The sequence below is a fragment of the Nocardioides sp. NPDC004968 genome (genome assembly GCF_040608935.1).
Taxonomy (GTDB): Bacteria; Actinomycetota; Actinomycetes; order Propionibacteriales; family Nocardioidaceae; genus Nocardioides.
The window spans coordinates 67,404-86,616 of the sequence record NZ_JBEXJF010000021.1; the positions used below are offsets into that span (position 1 = coordinate 67,404).

Consider the following 19,213-nt stretch of genomic DNA (forward strand, 5'->3'; position numbering starts at 1 on the left):
CGCTCAGGCAATCCCTGCACTTCTCAGGTGTTGCATTGCCAGAGAAGTGCAGGGATACCCGGTTAACCGGGTATTCCTGCCGGCCGGCGGCGCAGCCGCGCCCGAACCGCAGCAGCGGCCCACTCGGGGGCGAGGTCGCGGACGCGGCCGGCGCCGCCGCGGCGGGTCTGACGCCACATGGAGATGCGGTCGGTGAGAGGCATCGCGCCGAGGAGGCCGGCGGTGATGTCGGCGCCGGTGCGGCTGAACGGGTTGGTCGCCTGGACGGAGACGGTGAGCAGGTCGAGGTGGCCGCGGCCGCGGACGGGGGCGAGCAGGTCGTCGCCAAGCCGCTGCGGCGTGAGGTAGAGCGACTCGGCGTCCGCGACCCAGCCGGGGCCGGTGTGGCACTCGAGGATCGCCTGGGCGGTCGCGCTGCCGCGCGAGACCCGCTCACGTGGCCGGCGTACCAGGTCGAGGAGGGTGTCGCGCAGCTGGTCGGCGCTGTTGGGGCGCAGCATCAGGTGGTCGATCCCGGGAGAGTCGGAGCCCCACACGGCGCACTCGGGCCGGTGGCCGCGGAAGGTGACGACGGGGTTGCCGAGGCCGCCGGACTCGAGCAGCGAGGTGAGCCCGGCGAACGGGAACGAGTCGAGGTAGACGTCAGCCGCGTGGTGCAGCGGAGCCACGTCGGGGAGCATGCCGACGGCCTGGATCCGTCCGGACGTACGCCGCGCCAACCCGGCCCACGGCTCCGACTCCGGATTGGGGCCGGCGACCCGCCACTGCAGGCGGGGCTCGGCGGCCACCGCCGCCTCGACGGCCGCCAGGAAGGTGTCGCCGCCTTGGAACTTGCTCGAGTCGGCCGCGGTGACGACCAGTACGTCGGAGGCGCGTACGTGCCACTGCGGTTTCGCGGTCTCGCGGCGCTTGGTCCGGCCGCGGACGGACAGCGGCCGGTTGCGCACGATCGACCGCTCCATCGGCAGGCCGCGACGGTGCTGGGCGAGGTCTTGGCCGCTGCGGCGCAGGTGGACGACCCGGTCGTAGGCCCGCACGCCGACCCAGAAGACGTGGTCGGTGTTGTCGATGTAGACCACGGGCGGCAGGTCGCGGCGGTCGGCGAAGGCGAGCGCGGGGACCACGTCGAAGGGGTGGCAGTGGGAGACCACCAGGTCGGCGGTCGAGGCGAGCGCACGCAGCCGGGCGGCGCGGTGGAGCAGGCTCCCGGGTGTGGTGTCGAGCATGGTCAGGCTGACCCGGTCTCCGAGCCGGGAGGCGATCTTGGCCGGCATCGGAGAGGTCATCTGCCGGGTGGCGACGATCTCGTGGGAGCGGTCGGCGAGCTGGTCGGTCCAGCCGGCGATGATCTGGGTGTGCCCGCCGCTCTGGTACATCTGCGTGACCACGTGCAGCGTGCGCCGCGGCCGGGTCGGCACCGGCACCGACGGGAGCGAGCGGCCCAGCTCGGTGAGCAGCAGTTCGAGGGGCTCGTACGCGAACCAGCCGGTGTGGTTGCCCCAGGCGAACTCGGCCGCGGCTTGCGCCAGCGCGGCCGCGCGCTGCGGCCTTCGTCGAGCGGCAGCCGCGGCGGCGGCGTACATCTCCTCCAGGGTTTCGTGGTTGTCGTCGAGACGGTCAGACATGGACGTCCTCGTTCAGTGTCGTGGAGGGCTCACTCGGGGTGGGGGAGCCGGCACCGGAGCGGAACCAGCGCACGTCCTCGCGTCGGCGTCGCAGCAGCACCGCCCACACGGCGGCGAGCACCAGACCGGTGACCGCGCAGGTCACCCAGACCGACGGCTGCGCGAAGCGCATCCCGACGGCCGCGGCCCAGACGGCGAGCGCGCCGATAGCCGGCAGGACGGCTCCGGCGCCGAGGCCGCCGAGCCCGACCCCGGCCCGCGCGAGATAGAAGAGGTGCAGCGGCAGGATGACGACGAGGCCGACCGCGAACGTGGCCAGGCCGACCCCGCCGACGCCGTCCCATGCCGCCCCTGCCAGCAACGCCGGCACCAGGGCGATCAGCCAGACGATCTGGATCGTCATCAGGCTGCGCGTCGAGCCGGCGATGACGAGGAAGTCGTAGGCGAGCTCGAAGGAGATCCGCAGCACGGCCAGCGCGCCGAGCCAGAGGAGCGGTGCCGCGGCAGCCTGCCAGACGTCGCCGTAGACGAGGCCGATCACCTCCGGCGCCAGTGCGGCCAGCGCCGAGCAGCCCGGGAGCGTCAGGGTCAGCACCAGCGCGGAGAGGCGAGTGAAGGCGTGCCGCATCCCGGCCGGGTCGCGCTGCAGACGGGCGAAGATCACCGGCGTGACCTGCCGCAACGGTCGCGACAGCATCGTGACCGGCCAGCTGGAGAGGTTGAAGGCGACCACGTAGAACCCGAGTGCGGTCGCTCCCAGCATGCTGCCGATGACGATCTGGTCGGCGAACCCGACCGCGAAGACCAGGATGCTGGTCACCGCCAGCGGGGCGCCGAAGCGAAGCAGCGTGACCGCGTGCGCACGAGAGAGCCCCATCCGCCACGGCAGCGGTGACATCCGCAGGAACATCACGGTGGTGACGGATACGCCGAGAAGATGACCGATGACCAGGGAGTACGGACCGGCGCCGGCCAACGCGAGCCCGAGCATGACCGGGACCGCCACGATCGTGGCCATCTGGTCGATGAGCATCCGCTTGCCCTGCATCAGGTTGCGCTGCAGCAGCGCGGCGGGCGTCGCGGTGATCCCGCTGAGCACGACCGGGATGGCGAACATCGCCACCAGCACCGCCGCGTCCGGTTCACCCATCGCCCGCGCGTAGGGCCCGGCCCCGATCACCATCGCCGCGGCGATGAGCAGGCTCGCCACGACCGAGATCGTGGTCACCGTCGGCGCGATCTCGCGCGGGTCGTCCTTCCAGCGCACCACCGCGAGGCTCACGCCGAGCTCGTTGAAGCTCAGCACCGCCATCAGGGCGAGGAAGGCGACGGCGTACGTCCCGTAGCTCTCCGGCCCGAGCAGCCGCGCGACGAGGATGCCGACGACCATCGTGCCGAGCTTGGTCACCGCCGTGTTGGCGATGCTCCAGGCGAGGGCGGTGTGGGGGCGGGTCTCAGCCAAGGTCGGTCTCCGGCGGCGTCTCGGCGCGGCGCGCCTTGCGCCGCAGCAGGATCGGGTCGATGAGTACGACCAGGTAGAGGGTCGCCGTGGCGCCGAGCAGCCCCGTGACGGCGAACGCCCGCTTCGAGCTTCCGCCGACGGGGTAGACGACGGTCGAGCCGGGCGCCTCCTTGGTGGACATCCGGAACGCCCGGGCCACCTGGTATTCGTCCTGCACCCGGTCGAGCGCGGCCGTCATCTCCTCGACCAGCTGCTCCTTTTGGGCGCGGACGGTCTCCGGGTCGGAGCCGACGACCTCGATGATCAGCCACTGGTCGGTGTAGTTGGGCGCCCACTGGCCGCCGGTGTCGGGCAGCCGGACGGTCCACCCCTCGCGTACGCCCATCCCGATCAGCCCGGCATCGGTGGCGGTGAACTTCGGAATCTCCCGGGTGCCGACGACGAGCTTGCCGACCACGCCGGCGGTGATGACCAGATCCTCGGAGGTCGCCCGCAGCGCGTTGGGATACTGCGCGTTCTTCGGAGCCAGGAAGACCAGGTCCGTACGCGTCCAGTACACGCTGCGGTCCTGACTCGCGTAGTTCGCGGCGGCGAGAGTGAGGATCGCGCCGACCACCACGATCGGCCATCGTCGGACCATCGCCCGCAGCAGGTCCCACAGCGCCATGGTCGGAACGCTAGGTCTGCCGAGGCCGGGTCAGCCCAGGTCAGCGGGGTCATCGCCCAAATCGGGTAGGACGTCGGCGAGGTCGGCTCGCACCGATCCTGGATGGGTACCTTCGGCCGCATGGTGTTGTCGGAGTTCGTCGGTGCGATCCGGCGGCGTTGGTATCTCGCGGTGGTCGGCGTCCTGCTGACCGGAGTGCTCGGTTGGAGCGCATCGGCCTTCGTGGCGCCGACCTACACCGCCCGGGGCCTGGTCCTGATGCTCCCCTCCAAGAACGCGGTCGGCCCCGGCGGCAACCCGTTCCTGGGGCTTGGTGGGCTCGACCTGCCGGCTCGGGTCGTGGTCGCCTACTACACCAGTGCGCCCGCCCAGGAGGCGATCGCGGAGGTCACCCCGGGTGCCGCGGTGACGGTCTCGATGGAGGAGTCGACGCGCGGGCCGGTGATCGCGATCGACGTCAGTGCGGACAGCGAGGCCAACGCCATCGAGGCGCTCGACTTCGTCGCGGACTCGATCCCGGACACACTCGGGAGGCTCCAGGACGAGGTCAACGCGAAGGGCAACGCCCGGCTGCGCTCGCGGACGCTCGCACTGGACGAGACGGCAGCCATCGACGGCAGCGGCCCGCTTCGGGCGCGGATCATGGCAGTCGTGCTCGGTCTCGCGATGACCGCGGTGCTGGTCTATGCGATCGACGGGATCGTGCTGCGCCGCCGCTTGGCCCGCGAGGAGCGGGCCGCGTCCCTGGCCGCCCAGGACGCCGCCTACGACGACGAGCCCGACCAGGACGACCAGAGCGACCGGGACGACGACCACATCGTCCAGCGCCTCCACGGCTGAGGCAGGAACGATGGCCGTACGCCGGGGTGTCGATGCGGTGACGTGGCTGAGTCTCTACACGTTCGCTCTCTTCGTGATCCCATCCTGGCTGGTCTTCCGGCCGCTGGGCAGCGCCGGGTCGGTCTCGATGCTGATGGGGCTGGGCAGCTTCGCGCTCTGGGTCCTGCTGAGCATCGGCCGGCCGCTGCCGGTGGACCGGCCCCCGCAGCCGATGCGGGTCGTCTTGGCGCTGTTCCTGTTCAGCGTCGGCGTCACCTATGTCATCGCGATGTCGCGTCCGATCAGCCGCGACGAGGTGAGCCCGGCCGACGTCGCGATCCTCGCGATGGTCTCCTGGGTGGGCACGCTGCTGCTCGCCGGCGACGCCATCCCGAGCATGGCCAGGGTCCATGTGCTGGTGTGGCGGCTGGTCGTGGGCGGCACCTTCCTCGCGATCCTCGGCCTGGCCCAGTTCTTCCTCCGGCAGATCTTCGTCGACCGGATCTCGGTCCCTGTCCTGACCCCGGTGACGACGGTCGAGCTGGCGATGCGCAACGGCCTCGTACGTCCCGCCGGGACCGCCCTGAGCCCGATCGAGTACGGCACCTTGATGGGGATGCTGGTGCCGATCGCGCTCCATGTCGGCTTCCAGCACCGCAACCTCAACCCGCTCGTCCGCTGGGCCCCGGTGGTGCTGATCTGCATGATCATCGCCGCCTCCTCGAGCCGGTCGGCCTACCTCGGCGCCGCCATCGCGGTCGCGGTCTGCATGGTCGGCTGGTCGCGCAAGCAGCGGGCGATGGTGCTGGGGCTCGCGGTCGGCGGGCTGGGACTGGTGTTCCTGGTCGCGCCCCGGATCATCAACTCGGTGACCGGCATGTTCGTCGGCGCCGAGGAGGACCCGAGCGTCACCTCGCGCACCGACAGCTACGGGGTGGCCTGGTTCTTCGTCGACCGCAACCCGTTCTTCGGGCGCGGGCTGGGGACGTTCCTGCCGAAGTACCGCATCTTCGACAACCAGTACCTCCAGATGATGGTGAGCGTCGGGATCATCGGCGTGCTCCTCTTCGCGGCGTTCATCATCGCGACGTTCATCCAGCTCTCCCGGGTCTATCGCGCCTGCGAGGACCCGAAGACGCGCGACCTCGTCGTCGCGCTCATCGGCGCCGCTGCGGCCGGCTTCGCCGGGCTGGCGTTCTTCGACGCGTTCGCCTTCCCGATGACGATGGGCACGATCTTCCTGGTGCTCGGGCTGGCGAGCGCGGTCACCCGGCTGAACGCACTCTCACCATCCGCGAAGGTGCCACCGGATCGCACCGAGGCCAAGGGCGAGGTCGCGAAGACCGTACGCCCCGGGTGACCCATCCCGTCAGCCCATCCCGTCAGGTCGTGCAGGGCAGGTTGCGCACCACGACGGGCTGGCCGGCGGAGTTCAGCGTCGCGGTCGCGGCCTGCCACTGGCTGACCAGGCTGCATCTGACGTCGAGCGGCCCGAAGACCCAGCTCCGGTCGACGACGTACAGGTTCCTCACCGTGCCTGGTGTGCCGAGCCGGAAGGGGTAGCCGCCCCCGCTCACGATCAGGCCGTCGATGTCGACGGAGGTGTTGTCCTGGTCGGGATAGAAGAACGGGGCGGTGCCGCCACAGTTGTTGGTGTCGACGAAGTCGATGACCGTCTTCCGGACGGTGAGTGCCCCACCGCCGTAGCCCTGGATGCCGTCACCGTGCCAGTCGGTGCAGACGTCGGGAGAGACGACACGTACGTAGGAGTCGTGGATCGCGACGCCGCCGCAGGCCGACTTCCCCTGGGCCCGGAAGCCCTCCGGAACCCCGTCGATGAGTACGTTGCGCGCCGTGTAGCCGCCCGAGGTGACCGCGGGCCACGCCTCGTCCGTCGTCGGGGCCGAGCCACGGACGATCTCGGAGTCCTCGATGACGAGACCGGTCGCGCAGGTGGCGCTGGCGAAGTTGACGATCACCGAGCCGACCGCCTGCACCCGGCGCAGGGTCACGTTCTTGGCGGTGACGTTGATCGTTCCGTTCGTCACGCGCAGGTCCTCGACGACGGCCCCCGGCGTACTGATCGTGTACGTCCCGGTCGCCGACCGCTTCGGCTGCCAACCGTCCGGCAGCCCGGCCGAGGCGCGGGTCGGGAAGCCACCGGCGGGAGGGGCGGAGGTCGGCGATGGGGCGGACGTCGTCGGAGTGCTGGTCGGGGAGCTCGGGGAGGTCGACGGAGCTGTCGGCGAGCTCGCCGGCGCGCTCGGGCTGACGCTCGTCGAGGGGCTGGAGCTCTGGGACGGAGGTGCGCTGGAGGGCGACGCACTGCCGGACGGAGTCGGCGAGGTCGTCGGCGCCTCGCCAGAGCCGGCCGTCCGCACGACGATGTCGACCTGGTAGTTGGTGGCGCGGTAGGTCGAGCGGGGGAACTCGCCCGGCCGGTAGGTGTAGACACCCGCGTTCGCGCGGGCCGACAGCGGACCGTTACTGATCGAACGGTCGAAGAAGTGCTCGTCGGTCGAGTAGTGACCACCGGGCGCGGTGTACGAAACGACGTAGGAGCGGCCTGGCTCGAGACGTACCGGCCGCTCGAGCGTGGCGGCCCGCAGGCCGTCTCCGGCCGCGCCGCCGAGCTGGACGCGGGAGAGCGCGCGGCCCCGTCCCGACCACAGGGTCGCCTGGTGCGGGCCGTGGTTGTCCGGGCCCAGGTACACCTGGACCGCGACCGCCTCGACCGGCTCCGAGGTCCGGAACCGCATCCCGAGCTCGACCGGCCGGGAGTCGGAGTCCGTCAGGACCGCGGGGACCGTGTCGTCGGGGAGAAGGCTGACCGTCTCCGGGTGCGCCGTCGCCGTGCCGAACGCCCAGAGGCCGCTGCCGGCGATGAGGGTGACCAGGACGCTGGCGAAGGCGGTACGCCGCCACCGGGTGGTCCTGCGGCGACCGTGGGGAGGTCGGTCGATCCGTCGTCGATACGTGCTGGGGGGCATGCTGTGGGAGGGCATGAATGCACCTGTTCGTATGGGATACCGCCGAAGGCATCGACACTACGTTTGATCCGTCCTCCACAGACACCCCCAAAACTTGGTATCTATTGGGGGTTTTCCAGCCCCAGACGTCACTCGCAGGGTAGGTCGCGGATCGGGACGGGCTGGCCCGCTGAGTCCATCGTGACCACGGCCGCGCTCCACTCGGTGACCACCGAGCAGTTGACGTCGAGCGGGCTGAAGACCCAGCTCTGGTCGACCACGTAGAGGTTGCGGACCGGCCCTGGCATGCCGTTGCGGAACGGGTAGCCGCCGCCGGCCACGACCAGGCCGTCGATGTCGACCGATTCGTTGCCCTGATCGGTGGGATTGAAGAACGGGGCGGTTCCGTGGCACTCGTTCTTGACGTCCAAGATCATGACCGTCCGGCGTACCTTGATCTCGCCGCCGCCGTAGCCCTGCAGGCCGTCGCCGTGCCAGTCGCTGCACACGTCCGGGGAGGTGACCCGGATGAAGGAGTCGTGGATGCCGATGCCGCCGCAGCGCTCCTTGTTGGAGGCGCGCAGTCCCTCGGGTACGCCGTCGATGACGACGTTGCGCACCGTGTAGCCGCCCGCGGAGACCGCCGGCCAGGCCTCCTCGGTCGTGGGGGCGCTGCTCCGGATGAAGTCGGAGTCCTCGATCACCAGCCCGGTGCTGCACTGGTCGTTGTAGTCGTTGACCACGACCGAGGCGATCGCCTCGACGCGGCGCAGGGTGACGCCGGGCGCGGTGACGTAGATGACCCCGTTGGTGATCCGCAGGTCCTCCACGACCGCCCCGCGATGCCGGATCCAGAAGTCTCCGGTCGCGGTGCGCTTCGGCTTCCAGCCGGCGGGCAGGCCGGCCGACTCACGGGTGGGGAAGCCCTTGGCCGGCGGCGCGGCGGTGGTCGAGGACTGCGTACGCTCCGGGGTCGCCGACGGCGCGGGGGTCGGTGTCGGCGGGCTCGACGAGACCGTGGGGCTCGGTTCGGCCGAAGGGGAGGGCGACACGCTCGCGGGTGGCTGGACCGTCGGCAGCGAGTCGGAGCCGACGTTGCTCGCCTGGTCCGAGTCGGGCCACAGGAACCAGGTCATGGCGACCAGCAGCAGAGCCAGCCCACCCGCGATCGCGATCCGCCGGCGCCGGCCTGGCTTGGTTGGCATGTGTTCGCACCCGTTCGCGTCTCGATGGCCATTGTCTTGTCGGCACTGTTTGCCGACACTGCCCGACCTCGTGGTCGGGGGCATCCTTCAAACTGGTTACTTCTTCAGCAGGTCAGCGCCCGTTCAGCGCAGCCTCTTGACCAGGCCTGCCGCCTGACGTTCCATCCGCTTGGCGATGCCGTGCCCGGTCAGGATGTGGCTGCGTACGCTGGCCCCGTCGTCCTCCGCGGTGACGCTGAACCTCGGCTGCAGCCAGGCTCCGGCCACCGCGTGAGCACGGTCGCTGGTGTAGACGTGCTGGTAGCTCAGGCGGCGCAGGTGACGCAGCGTGGCGCGGTCGTAGCGGCCCAGCGGGAGCGCCGCCTCGTCCACCGTCTCGCCGGCTGCCATGGTGATGTGCTCGCGGGCCTGGATCAGCTCGCGGCGTACGCCCGCGGCATCGAGGCCGCGCCAGCTGACGTGGTCCATGCCGTGGGTGCCGATCCGCATGCCCGCCACCCGGAGGAGCCGGACGTCGAGGCGGTCGACGCTCCCCGGCTTCCCCAGCCGTCCGGCCAGCACGAAGAAGGTCGCGCTCAGGCCGCGGGCCTGCAGGCCCGGCAGTCCGATCGCGACGTCGGAGTGGTTGCCGTCGTCGAAGCTGATGCGCACCTCGGGGCGGCCGGCGACGGCATCGAGGATGTCCTCGTAGGCGTCCTGGCTGATCCAGTAGCGGTCCTCGCCCGGCTCCAGCTCGCGCTCGGGCTCGCCGATACCGTGGAAGCAGATGTTGGTCACGTGGGCGGGCATGTTCTCCACGCTAAGGATCCGGAGGCGGTGTCCGGCCGACCTTTGCGAAGGCCTACCTCATACGGGGGATCTGCGGTCGGGAGGAGGGTCCGGCGGGGGTCGATCCCGCCGAGACTCATGACGTGTCGCTCCCCATCCGAACCATCGCCGTCGTGGTGGTGACCTACAACAGCGCTCACCTGCTGGCCGATCTCATCGGCTCTCTGCCGGGTGGGCTCGCCGGTCTCGGGTGGCGGTTGGTGGTCGCCGACAACGCCTCCGCCGACGACACCGTGGCGACCGCGCGCCGCCTCGCGCCGGATGCGACCGTCGTCGAGACTGGTCGCAACGGCGGCTACGCCGCCGGGATCAACGCCGGTGTCGCGGCCGCCTTCGCCGCGGATCCGGACGTCGACGCGGTGCTGGTGCTCAACCCGGATGTACGTCTCGAGCCGGACTGTGTCGTGGCGCTCGCCCGCGAGCTCGTGCCCGGGGTCGGCGTGGCAGTGCCCCGGCTGGTGGACGCCGAGGGCCGGCTGATCGAGTCGATGCGTGGCGCGCCGAGCCTGGTGCGGGCCTTCGCCGACGCCGTGGTGGGCGCCAACCGCGCCGGCCGGGTCCGGTGGGCGGGGGAGATCGTGGCCGACCCCGCGGAGTACGAGCGCGGCCAGGACACCGACTGGGCCGAGGGCTCGACGCAGCTGATCAGCGCCGAGTGCTGGCGTGCGTGCGGCCCCTGGGACGAGTCCTACTTCCTCTACTCCGAGGAGACCGAGTTCCACCTGCGCGCCCGCGACCGAGGCTTCCGGGTGCGGTTCGCGCCCGCCGCCCGCGCCGTGCACCTCGGCGGCGAGTCCACCACCTCACCCGGGCTGTGGGCACTCCTGGTCGCCAACCGGGTGCGGCTCTTCACGGTCCGCCGCGGGCGGGTCCAGGGGGCTGCGTACTGGCTGATGGTGCTGGCCCGCGAGTGCAGCCGGGCGCTGCTGGGGAAGCAGACCTCGCGGCGTGCCGTACGCACCCTGGTCAGCCCCCGCCGGATGAGCGCCCCGCGTGGGCCCGAGTGGGTGGCGAGCGCATGAAGGCCGTGCTTGCCCCGATCACCGCCGACGACCTCTCGGCCGTCTCGACGTTCCTGCACGAGCAGCTGAACCCGCGGGTGCAGGAGCTGGAGTGGACCCAGGCGCTGCGGGTGCCGTGGGACGTACCTCAGCCCAACCACGGGTTCTTCCTCGCCGAGGGGGAGCGGGTGGTCGGGGCCTACCTGGCCTACTACTCCGAGCGTCGGGTCGGCGCGGGGACACTGCAGGTCTGCAACCTGGGCGCCTGGTGCGTGCTCGACAGCCACCGCCATCAGGGACTGCGGCTGCTGACCACGCTGCTCAAGCAGCCCGGATACGAGTTCACCGACTTCTCGCCGTCGGGCAACGTGATCGCGCTCAACCGAAAGCTCAAGTTCACCGACCTGGACACGACCACCTCGCTGGTGCCGGCCGTGTCGCCTGGCACTGTGCTGCCGAGGCGGCGCGGGGTGCGAGTGAGCAGCCGTCCCGACGTACTGGACTCGGTGCTCCAGGCTGAGGAGCGGGATCTCTATGCCGACCACCGTGCCGCGGCGGCGGCCCTTCACGTGGTGCTGAGCACGGGCTCCGAGCACTGCTACGTCGTGGCCCGCAAGGACACCCGCAAGGGCGTACGCGCCTTCGCCTCGGTCCTCTACGCGAGCAACCCGGAGCTGCTCCGGCGGCACGCGCCGCGGCTGGCCTCGCACCTGCTGACCCAGCACGGTGCCGCGGCGACCCTGGTCGAGCACCGGGTCGCGGGCGGGGCGCCGGGCGGTTCCTACCGGCTCTCGCGGTCGCGGCCGAAGATGCTGCGCAGCGACGCCCTCGACCCGGCGCGGGTCGACTACCTGTACAGCGAGCTGACATGTCTGGAGTGGTGAGATGCCGAACGTCGGCGGTGTGACCGTCGGGGGTGTTCCCGTGCGGCTGGTGGCGGAGAGGGTCGGATCGACCCCGTTCTTCGCCTACGACCGGGCCGCGATCGATGCCCGGGTGGCCTCGTTGCGGGAGGCGCTTCCCGGTGATGTGCACCTGAGCTACGCGGTCAAGGCCAACCCGATGCCCGCGGTCGTGCAGCATCTGGCGCGCGCCGTCGACGCGCTCGACGTCGCCTCGGGGGCCGAGATGCGGGTGGCGCTCGATACCGGGACGGACCCGGGGTCGGTGAGCTTCGCGGGGCCGGGCAAGTCGGTCGCCGAGCTGTCCCAGGCCGTCGCGGCCGGGGTGCTCGTCGAGATCGAGTCGCCGCTGGAGGCCGACCGCCTGGTCGAGGCCGCCGAACGGCTCGGGATCCGGCCGCGGGTCGCGGTGCGGGTCAACCCGGACTTCGAGGTCAAAGGCTCCGGGATGCGGATGGGCGGCGGCGCCCAGCAGTTCGGGGTCGACGCCGAGACCGTGCCGCTGCTGCTCAAGACGCTGCACGACCGCGACGTCGAGGTGGCCGGCTTCCACGTCTTCTCCGGCTCCCAGAACCTGCACGCCGAGATCCTCGCCGAGGCCCAGGAGCGCACCGTCGACCTCGTCCTGCGGCTCTCCGGTGACCTCCCGGCGGCGATGACCTATCTCAACATCGGCGGCGGCTTCGGCATCCCCTACTACACCCAGGACCAGCCCCTCGACCTCCCGCTGGTCGGAGCGCGCCTCGAGGAGCTGCTCGCCACCCGCGTACGTCCTGCGCTGCCGGCCGCGCAGGTCGTCATCGAGCTCGGCCGCTATCTCGTCGGCGAGGCCGGGGTCTATGTGACCAGGGTCGTCGACCGCAAGATCTCCCGCGGCAAGACCTTCCTGATCGTCGACGGCGGCATGCACCACCAGCTCGCCGCCTCCGGCAACTTCGGCCAGGTCATCCGCCGCAACTACCCGATCTCCGTCGCGGCCGCCCAGGACGGCGAGGAGGAGACGGTCCAGGTCGTCGGCTGCCTGTGTACGCCTCTGGACCTGCTCGGCGACAAGGTCAGCCTGCCTCGCGCCGAAGTGGGCGACCTCGTCGTGGTCCACCAGGCCGGGGCCTACGGCCTCACCGCCAGCCCCACCGCCTTCCTGAGCCACCCGGCGCCGCTCGAAGTGCTCGTCTGAGTCCCTGAACCCGTTGAACCCGAAGGAGTCCCCATGACCATCGACACCACCGAAGCGACCCTCGACCGGGTCGGTGAGGCGATCACCGAGGTGATCGGCACCGACCACAGCGCCGGCACGCTGAGCGCGGACACCCTCCTCTTCGGCTCCCTGCCCGAGCTCGACTCGCTCGCCCTGGTCGAGCTGATCACCGTCCTCGAGGACCGCTTCGGCTTCGAGATGGACGAGGACGACATCAACGCCGAGGTCTTCGAGTCCGTCGGGTCCTTGGCGGAGTACGTGCGCTCGCAGGTGGCGTGACCGCTGGTCGAGCCGCCCCCGCTGGTCGACCAGCGGGGCGGCTCAGCTAGCGGCGGCGGCGAGGAGCTGAGCCGCGGCCTGGTCGATCTTGCCGTTGCCGAGGCGGGGGAGCTGGGCGACGGGGACGAGCAGGTCCGGGACCGAGTCGGGGCGAAGGACCGTCGGTAGCCGGCGGCGGAGGTCGCCGAGGTCAGTGCCGGGGCCTTCGACGAGGCTGACCAGATCGCCCTCGGGGGTGGCGGCGGTGAAGGTGGCCAGGCCGAAGGCCTGCTTCACCTCCGCGTCGAGCGCGTCGAGGTCGACGAAGCTCGCGCTGCGCTTCACCCGACGCCCCGCGCGGCCCAGGCAGAAGAGCTCCTCGCCGCGCCGGGCGCCGAGGTCGCCGGTGAGCACCCGTTCCGAACCCTCCCAGCGCGGGAACTCCCCGTTCGGGCTGCCGAAGAGATAGCCGCCGGGCAGGTGCGGCGACTCGATGGCCAGCATGTCCGCGGCCTCAGAGAGCAACGACGTACGCCACGCCCCTACCGCCCCACGCCCGATGCCGAGGGCGCCGTGGACCGTCGGGAGGTCGTCGCCGGCGTCGAACCGGGCGGCGCTGGCGAAGCCGATCGTCTCGCTGGTGCCGTACGTGTTGACGACCGTCGAGACGCCGAGGTCGAAGACACGCTGGGCGTCGGCGGCGGAGAGCCGGTCGCCGCCCGAGCCCCAGACCCGCAGGGTTCGTGGGGAGGCGGGACCGCGCTCGTTGGCGGCGAGGTCGATGAACCGGGGAGCCAGCCGCAGGTGTGTCGCGTCGACGCGGGCGCAGAAGCCGAGTGGGCGGAGCCGGTCGCCCAGGGAACCGGACAGGTGCAGGGAGGAGCCGGCGGCCAGAGCGACCAGCAGGTTGGTCATTGCCAGGTCGTAGGAGAGATGCGAGACCTCGGCCCACACCGAGGAGGCGTCGAGATCGAGCGCGGCCGCGCCGTGCGGGACGAAGGCGTCGATGCCTGCCCAGGAGGACAGCACGCCCTTGGGGCCGCCGCCGGTGGAGCCGGAGGACATCGCGACATACCCGGCCTCCACGCCCGAGCGGGAGGTTGACGACGCGACCGCCCGGATCCCCGATCGGTCGAGCACGACGTCGGGATGCAGCGCCTGGAGAAGGGACCGGCGGTGCTCCTCGGCCGCCGACGGGTCCACGAAGCAGACCGAGAGATCACCGAGGATCGCGGCCACGAGCGCGACGACCGCGTCGGTGGACAACGGCAGCGACACCGCGACCAGCGGCCGCGGGACACCGGCGGCCGCGACGAGGGCGAGCCGCAGCTCCTCGGCCGCGCCGACCAGCCCGTCCGCATCGACCGAGGTGCGCCGGTCCGCGATCACGGCCCGCGACCGGGGTCGGGTGCGTACGGATCGGATGCGCTCGGCCAGCGGGTTCACAGGATGCGAGGCTAGGAGCCGCGGGCCGCTCCGGCACCTGCGTCGCCACTCACGATCCCCGGATTCGGGGATATGGCCGCAGATGCCCGACACGCCGGTCTCGGCACACTCAACGCTTCTCACATGGTCAACGCAGCCCAGCAGAGACATGGCGTGGCAAAGACGCACGTGCTGATCATTGTCCAGAACCTCCCCGTGCCGTTGGACCGACGTGTCTGGCTGGAGTGCCAGGCGCTGGTCGCACGCGGTTACGAGGTCAGCGTGATCTGCCCGAAGGGCCCCGGCGATCCGGGGCGCCAGCAGCTCGGTGGCGTACGCATCTACAAGTACCGTCCCGCGCCGCAGGCCCGCGGCGTGCTCGGCTACCTGCTCGAGTTCGTCTACTGCTGGATCCGCACGGCGCTACTGGCCAACAAGGTCTGGCGGGACCGCCCGTTCGCGATCATGCAGGCGTGCAACCCGCCCGACACCTACTGGCTGCTGGCCCGCATCTGGAAGCGCCGTGGCGTCCGGTTCGTCTTCGACCAGCACGATCTCAACCCCGAGCTCTTCCTCTCCCGGTTCGGCACCCCGACATCCCTGTCCGGTCGCGCCCAGCTGGCTGCGCTGCGCTGGCTCGAGAAGCAGACGTACGCCACGGCTGACAAGGTCATCTCGACCAACGAGTCCTACCGGAAGGTCGCGATCACCCGCGGCGGGATGGCCCCCGCGGACGTGACCGTGGTCCGCAGCGGACCGGACACCTCGGTGATGCGCCCGGTGCGGCCGCACGACCCGGCGGCCCACGCCAACCGCCACACCCTGGTCTACCTCGGGATCATGGGTCCCCAGGACGGTGTCGACACGGTGCTGGAGGTCATGGACGAGCTCGTCCACCGGCGCGGCCGCAGCGATGTCGACGCGGTGCTGATGGGCTTCGGTGACTGCCTCGAGGACCTCAAGAGCCGCTGCACCGAGCTGGGCCTCGACGATGTCGTCACCTTCACCGGACGGGCCGGCTCGGCGCTGATCGCGCAGCACCTCAGCGCCGCCACCATCGGGCTGTGCCCTGATCTGAAGACGCCGCTCAACGACGTCTCGACGATGAACAAGACCATGGAGTACATGGCGTACGCCCTGCCGTCGGTCTCCTTCGACCTGGTCGAGACGCGGGTCTCCGCCGAGGACGCCGCGCTCTTCGTTCCCTCCGGGGACGTGGCCGCCTTCACCGACGCGGTCGAGTCGCTGCTGGACGATCCCGAGCTGCGGGTCGAACTGGCCCTGCGGGCGCGGGAGCGCGCGGCGAAGGTGCTCGACTGGGGCCCGCAGTCGGCGGCGTACGTGCAGGTCTACGACTCCATGTGCGCGATCGGCGAGGCACCGGCGGCGGTGGACGGGTTCGAATACGTCGATCTGGACGACCCGGATGCGCTGCGCCAGTTCGTGCTCACTCGCGGACCTGCGGTGACGTAACCGATTTGGGGTATATGACCCCGACTTCGGGACCGATGCGCCCGCGGATCCTCTTGGATGGCTCCTTGTGCTGAAAATAGGAGCCATCGGCTCCTAGAAACTAGGAGTCAACCCCACGTGACCCCAACTGTACGGATGCTCGGTACCCGTGGCGTGCCCGCAGCCCACGGCGGCTTCGAGACCGCGGTGGAGAACATCGGTCTGGACCTGGTCGATCGCGGCTGGCGGGTCGTCGTCTACTGCCAGGACGACGAACCCCACGCCGACCTGCGGATCGACTCGTGGAAGGGCATCGAGCGCGTCCACGTGCCTGCCCGGCACGACGGCCCGCGCGGGACGATCGAGTTCGACGTCGGCGCGGTGCGGCACGCCGCCCGGGAGGCCGAGCAGGACGGCAGCGTGTGCGTGACGTTCGGCTACAACACCGGAGCGCTCAACGCGGTGCTGCGCTCCCGCCGCGTCCCCAACATCATCAACATGGACGGCATCGAGTGGAAGCGGGCCCGTTGGTCGGGGCCGGAGAAGGCGTTCCTGTGGACCCAGGAGCGGGCCGCCTGCTGGCTGGGTGACCACCTCATCGCCGACCACCCCGAGATCGCCCGCCATCTGGCGACCCGGGTGCCGGCGGAGAAGATCACCACGATCGCCTACGGCGCGCCGCCCGTTGTCGACGCGCCGGAGTGGGCGGTGCTCGACCACGGGCTGGAGCCGGGTTCGTATCTGACCCTGGTCGCCCGGCCGGTGCCGGAGAACAGCATCCTCGAGGTGGTCCGGGCCTTCTCCAGCCGCCGCTGGGGCCGGAAGTTGGTCGTCCTGGGTTCCTATGATCCGGCGGATGCCTACCAGCGCGCCGTCCTCGAGGCGGCCAGCGACGAGGTCGTCTTCCTCGGCGCGATCTACGACACCGACATCGTCTCGGCCCTGCGCTTCCACTCCGTGGCGTACGTCCACGGTCATCAGGTCGGCGGCACCAACCCGTCCCTGGTCGAGGCGCTCGGCTGCGGCAACGCCGTGATCGCCCACGACAACCGCTACAACCGCTGGGTCGCCGACGCCGCCGCGCTCTACTTCTCCGACGAGGCCGGCATCGTCTCTGCGTTGGAGCGGCTCCTGTCCGAGCCCGAGCTGGCGGCGTCGCTGTCCGGCCACGCCCGTGCCCGCCACTCCGCCGAGTTCACCTGGAGCCGGATCACCGACCAGTACGAGCAGCTCATCCGGGCCCACCAGCGCTGATCCGTCCTAGACGTCGGTGGCGATGTCCGCGGCTCGAGGTGCGGGCTCGCGGGCGGTGTAGGCGCGGTAGGCGAGGACGCAGGCGACGGTCAGGACCGCGGCGGTGGCGGCACAGGCAGTGAAGAGGATGTGCCACTGGTTGTGGTCCGCGGCCGGGCCGGCGATGACCGCGGCGATGGAGCTGCCTATGAAGAGCGAGGCGGCGAAGCAGGCGACGACGGTGCCGCGCGCCTCGGGGACGATCGAGGTGGCCCAGGTCTGCAGCGAGGTGTGCAGAAACGCCCAGGTGATCCCGAGCATCACGACGATGCCGATGATGGTGGGCACCGAGACCCTCACGGTCGCAGCGGCGTACCCGGCAGTCAGGGCGACGCCTCCGATCGCCATCAGCGCCCAGCGTGGGAGCCGTCGAGTGAGAGCCTTGAGGACCTGCGAGGAGAGCAGGACCGCGATGCCGTACGCAGCCGCCGCCAGCCCCGCTCGCGCCGCGTCGACACCTTGGGCCTGCAGCGCGGGAGCGAGGAGGGTGAGTACGCCCAGGACCAGACCGCCCTCGACGAAGACGAGCAGCCCGACCACCAGCACCCAGCGGTTGCTCAGCGCCGCCCGGAACGATGCCTTGATTCCGCTGTTCGTGGCCCTCGGCGGTTCGGCCAGCGAGCGCAGACCCCAGGCGCTGATCAGCGCCACGACCGCCGGCACCGCGAACACCACCCGCCACCCGGCCAGCTGGCCGGTGATCCCCGCCGCCGCTGCCGCCAGCGCGGTCCCCACCGCCATCGCTGCCATCAGGTCCGAGAGCGCCCGCTGCCGGTGGGTTGCGGAGACGGTGTCCCCGACGTACGTCAGTGAGGTCGGCACGATCGCCCCGAAGAACGCTCCCGCGACGACCCGCAGCACCACCAGGATGATCAGGTTTGGGGCCGCCGCCGAGACCAGCCCGGCGATCCCCGCCCCGACCAGCGCACCCTGCATCAGCCGCACCCTGCCGAACCTGTCCGAGAGCGCACCCCACAACGGCTGACAGAGGCCGTACGCCAGGTAGTAGCCGCTCGCGATCGCCACCGCCTGCCCCACGGAGACCTCGAACGTCGCCGCGACCAGGACCAGGATCGGGCTCACCACGAACCTGTCGAAGCTGCTCACGAACGAGGCTATGGAGATCCAGACCGGTGGGCGTTTGGGGGACGGGTCCGGGGTGTGGGGCACTCTGTCAGGTTAGTAAAGGACTGGTGTCCCCGGTGGTCGAGCTTGTCGAGACCTCCCTGCCGGAACGTTTCGCCCAAGGCCGGTGAGGGCCGCCGACCCGACTTCGAGGGTCTCTCGATCTGGACCGGCGTCAAGGACGCCCTTCGGGCGCCGGCTTCGCCGGCCGCCTTCGGCGGTCCTGGACTCCGGACCAGATCGAGAAAAAATTTGGCTGGCTATCGGGGCGGCGGCCCGGGTGTGGCGCAGCGGAATCTTGTCTGGGAAAGGTGAGGTTGATGGGGTGGAAGGGTGGCCCTTCGGGCCACTTACCATCCACAGATGCTAGGTCGTTCGCTCGCCGCGAAAACAGAGGTTGACCTGGGAAAATAGATAGCCAGAGACGGACGTCCGGCGTAGAATCAGACCCATCACAGCACGCCTCTGAAAGGGGAGGATGGCGATGAGTCTCGGCCGCTCGATCGACCACTGGGGCACCAACCCCGGCGATGCGATCGACGCTGCCTTGAAGGCCATCGAGACCGCCCTCCAAGACCTGCTGGCAACAGATCCCGCCTACTGGCGCACCGAGCAGAAGAAGGACTTGCTGGAGCGGTTGGAGAAGCTCCAGGCCCAGCAAACGGCGTTGAAGCTGAGGGTGCTCGCCACGGCCGGCGATATCGCCGAGGAGACCGGCGCCAAGGACGCCTCCGCGTGGATGCGCGCCGAGCTCCTGGTCGACAAGGCCGTCGCCCGATCGCAGATCAAGCTCGCGACCGGGGTCGCGAAGTACGACCTCGTCGCCGCCGGCCTCGCTGAGGGTGTCGTGTCCCAGGACAAGGCCCGGGTGATCACCAAAGCGCTCGACAAGATCGAGACCAACCCCGTCGCCAGCACTGAAGACCTGATCCTGGCCGAGAAGCTGCTGGTCGACTACGCCACCCGGCTGACGGCCAACGAACT

At 70.7% G+C, this 19,213-nt stretch carries 17 protein-coding genes; 9 read left to right on the forward strand and 8 right to left on the reverse strand.

Features of this window, described 5'->3' with window-relative positions:
- Window positions 1-62 precede the first annotated feature (62 nt).
- From ABZU72_RS18855 to ABZU72_RS18865, 3 genes are read right to left on the reverse strand one after another with little or no spacing between them, the layout of a single operon-like run.
- A complete protein-coding gene (locus tag ABZU72_RS18855; RefSeq protein WP_355020363.1) occupies window positions 63-1,625 on the reverse strand; it encodes a glycosyltransferase in 1,563 nt (520 codons plus the stop codon).
- Window positions 1,618-3,087 (reverse strand): oligosaccharide flippase family protein, encoded by a 1,470-nt coding sequence (locus tag ABZU72_RS18860; RefSeq protein WP_355020364.1) that lies wholly within the window; start codon window positions 3,085-3,087, stop codon window positions 1,618-1,620. Before ABZU72_RS18860 ends, ABZU72_RS18855 begins: the two co-directional genes overlap by 8 nt.
- A complete protein-coding gene (locus ABZU72_RS18865) occupies window positions 3,080-3,754 on the reverse strand; it encodes a hypothetical protein (RefSeq protein WP_355020365.1) in 675 nt (224 codons plus the stop codon). The genes ABZU72_RS18860 and ABZU72_RS18865 overlap by 8 nt, the downstream gene beginning before the upstream one ends.
- A gap of 120 nt (window positions 3,755-3,874) precedes the next feature.
- Between ABZU72_RS18865 and ABZU72_RS18870 the strand changes: the two genes are divergently transcribed.
- Together ABZU72_RS18870 and ABZU72_RS18875 are read left to right on the forward strand one after the other, a co-directional pair.
- Window positions 3,875-4,594, forward strand: a complete 720-nt coding sequence (locus tag ABZU72_RS18870; protein ID WP_355020366.1) for a hypothetical protein — start codon at window positions 3,875-3,877, stop codon at window positions 4,592-4,594.
- Between the two features lie 10 nt (window positions 4,595-4,604).
- Window positions 4,605-5,933, forward strand: a complete 1,329-nt coding sequence (locus tag ABZU72_RS18875; protein WP_355020367.1) for an O-antigen ligase family protein — start codon at window positions 4,605-4,607, stop codon at window positions 5,931-5,933.
- Between the two features lie 22 nt (window positions 5,934-5,955).
- Here ABZU72_RS18875 and ABZU72_RS18880 read toward each other — a convergent pair whose 3' ends face one another.
- The 3 genes from ABZU72_RS18880 to ABZU72_RS18890 form a co-directional block, all read right to left on the reverse strand.
- Window positions 5,956-7,563 carry a DUF4082 domain-containing protein gene (locus tag ABZU72_RS18880; protein ID WP_355020368.1) on the reverse strand — a complete coding sequence of 536 codons (1,608 nt, stop codon included), beginning with the start codon at window positions 7,561-7,563 and terminating at the stop codon, window positions 5,956-5,958.
- 128 nt (window positions 7,564-7,691) lie between these two features.
- Window positions 7,692-8,747, reverse strand: a complete 1,056-nt coding sequence (locus ABZU72_RS18885; protein WP_355020369.1) for a hypothetical protein — start codon at window positions 8,745-8,747, stop codon at window positions 7,692-7,694.
- Between the two features lie 123 nt (window positions 8,748-8,870).
- Complete coding sequence (locus ABZU72_RS18890; RefSeq protein ID WP_355020370.1) at window positions 8,871-9,536, reverse strand: polysaccharide deacetylase family protein; 666 nt, start codon at window positions 9,534-9,536, stop codon at window positions 8,871-8,873.
- 122 nt (window positions 9,537-9,658) lie between these two features.
- On the opposite strand from ABZU72_RS18890, the gene ABZU72_RS18895 reads away from it, so the two are divergent.
- The 4 genes from ABZU72_RS18895 to ABZU72_RS18910 are packed head-to-tail and all read left to right on the forward strand — an operon-like array spanning window position 9,659 to window position 12,955.
- Window positions 9,659-10,597, forward strand: coding sequence for a glycosyltransferase family 2 protein (locus ABZU72_RS18895; RefSeq protein WP_355020371.1), 939 nt, complete (start codon window positions 9,659-9,661; stop codon window positions 10,595-10,597).
- Window positions 10,594-11,460 carry a hypothetical protein gene (locus ABZU72_RS18900; protein ID WP_355020372.1) on the forward strand — a complete coding sequence of 289 codons (867 nt, stop codon included), beginning with the start codon at window positions 10,594-10,596 and terminating at the stop codon, window positions 11,458-11,460. The genes ABZU72_RS18895 and ABZU72_RS18900 overlap by 4 nt, the downstream gene beginning before the upstream one ends.
- Before the next feature lies 1 nt (window position 11,461).
- Complete coding sequence (locus ABZU72_RS18905) at window positions 11,462-12,655, forward strand: pyridoxal-dependent decarboxylase, exosortase A system-associated (protein ID WP_355020373.1); 1,194 nt, start codon at window positions 11,462-11,464, stop codon at window positions 12,653-12,655.
- Between the two features lie 33 nt (window positions 12,656-12,688).
- Entirely contained in the window at window positions 12,689-12,955 is a 267-nt protein-coding gene (locus ABZU72_RS18910) for a phosphopantetheine-binding protein (RefSeq protein ID WP_355020374.1), read from the forward strand.
- A gap of 42 nt (window positions 12,956-12,997) precedes the next feature.
- On the opposite strand, the gene ABZU72_RS18915 is transcribed toward ABZU72_RS18910, so the two are convergent.
- Window positions 12,998-14,380 (reverse strand): AMP-binding protein, encoded by a 1,383-nt coding sequence (locus ABZU72_RS18915; protein ID WP_355020375.1) that lies wholly within the window; start codon window positions 14,378-14,380, stop codon window positions 12,998-13,000.
- A gap of 153 nt (window positions 14,381-14,533) precedes the next feature.
- Between ABZU72_RS18915 and ABZU72_RS18920 the strand changes: the two genes are divergently transcribed.
- Together ABZU72_RS18920 and ABZU72_RS18925 are read left to right on the forward strand one after the other, a co-directional pair.
- Window positions 14,534-15,832 carry a glycosyltransferase family 4 protein gene (locus ABZU72_RS18920; protein ID WP_355020376.1) on the forward strand — a complete coding sequence of 433 codons (1,299 nt, stop codon included), beginning with the start codon at window positions 14,534-14,536 and terminating at the stop codon, window positions 15,830-15,832.
- A gap of 117 nt (window positions 15,833-15,949) precedes the next feature.
- Complete coding sequence (locus tag ABZU72_RS18925; protein ID WP_355020377.1) at window positions 15,950-17,065, forward strand: DUF1972 domain-containing protein; 1,116 nt, start codon at window positions 15,950-15,952, stop codon at window positions 17,063-17,065.
- Window positions 17,066-17,071: 6 nt separating this feature from the next.
- Here ABZU72_RS18925 and ABZU72_RS18930 read toward each other — a convergent pair whose 3' ends face one another.
- Window positions 17,072-18,274, reverse strand: coding sequence for an MFS transporter (locus ABZU72_RS18930; RefSeq protein ID WP_355020378.1), 1,203 nt, complete (start codon window positions 18,272-18,274; stop codon window positions 17,072-17,074).
- Between the two features lie 439 nt (window positions 18,275-18,713).
- Here ABZU72_RS18930 and ABZU72_RS18935 point away from each other — a divergent pair.
- The coding region (locus ABZU72_RS18935; protein WP_355020379.1) for a DUF222 domain-containing protein at window positions 18,714-19,213 on the forward strand (500 nt) is incomplete at its 3' end.

Bases quoted from the DNA above. Each gene is read 5' to 3' on its own strand.
- ABZU72_RS18885 (WP_355020369.1), bottom strand. From the start codon at position 8,747: ATGCCAACCAAGCCAGGCCGGCGCCGGCGGATCGCGATCGCGGGTGGG.
- ABZU72_RS18905 (WP_355020373.1), top strand. From the start codon at position 11,462: ATGCCGAACGTCGGCGGTGTGACCGTCGGGGGTGTTCCCGTGCGGCTG.
- ABZU72_RS18900 (WP_355020372.1), top strand. From the start codon at position 10,594: ATGAAGGCCGTGCTTGCCCCGATCACCGCCGACGACCTCTCGGCCGTC.
- ABZU72_RS18855 (WP_355020363.1), bottom strand. From the start codon at position 1,625: ATGTCTGACCGTCTCGACGACAACCACGAAACCCTGGAGGAGATGTAC.
- ABZU72_RS18880 (WP_355020368.1), bottom strand. From the start codon at position 7,563: ATGCCCCCCAGCACGTATCGACGACGGATCGACCGACCTCCCCACGGT.
- ABZU72_RS18870 (WP_355020366.1), top strand. From the start codon at position 3,875: ATGGTGTTGTCGGAGTTCGTCGGTGCGATCCGGCGGCGTTGGTATCTC.
- ABZU72_RS18910 (WP_355020374.1), top strand. From the start codon at position 12,689: ATGACCATCGACACCACCGAAGCGACCCTCGACCGGGTCGGTGAGGCG.
- ABZU72_RS18875 (WP_355020367.1), top strand. From the start codon at position 4,605: ATGGCCGTACGCCGGGGTGTCGATGCGGTGACGTGGCTGAGTCTCTAC.
- ABZU72_RS18890 (WP_355020370.1), bottom strand. From the start codon at position 9,536: ATGCCCGCCCACGTGACCAACATCTGCTTCCACGGTATCGGCGAGCCC.
- ABZU72_RS18865 (WP_355020365.1), bottom strand. From the start codon at position 3,754: ATGGCGCTGTGGGACCTGCTGCGGGCGATGGTCCGACGATGGCCGATC.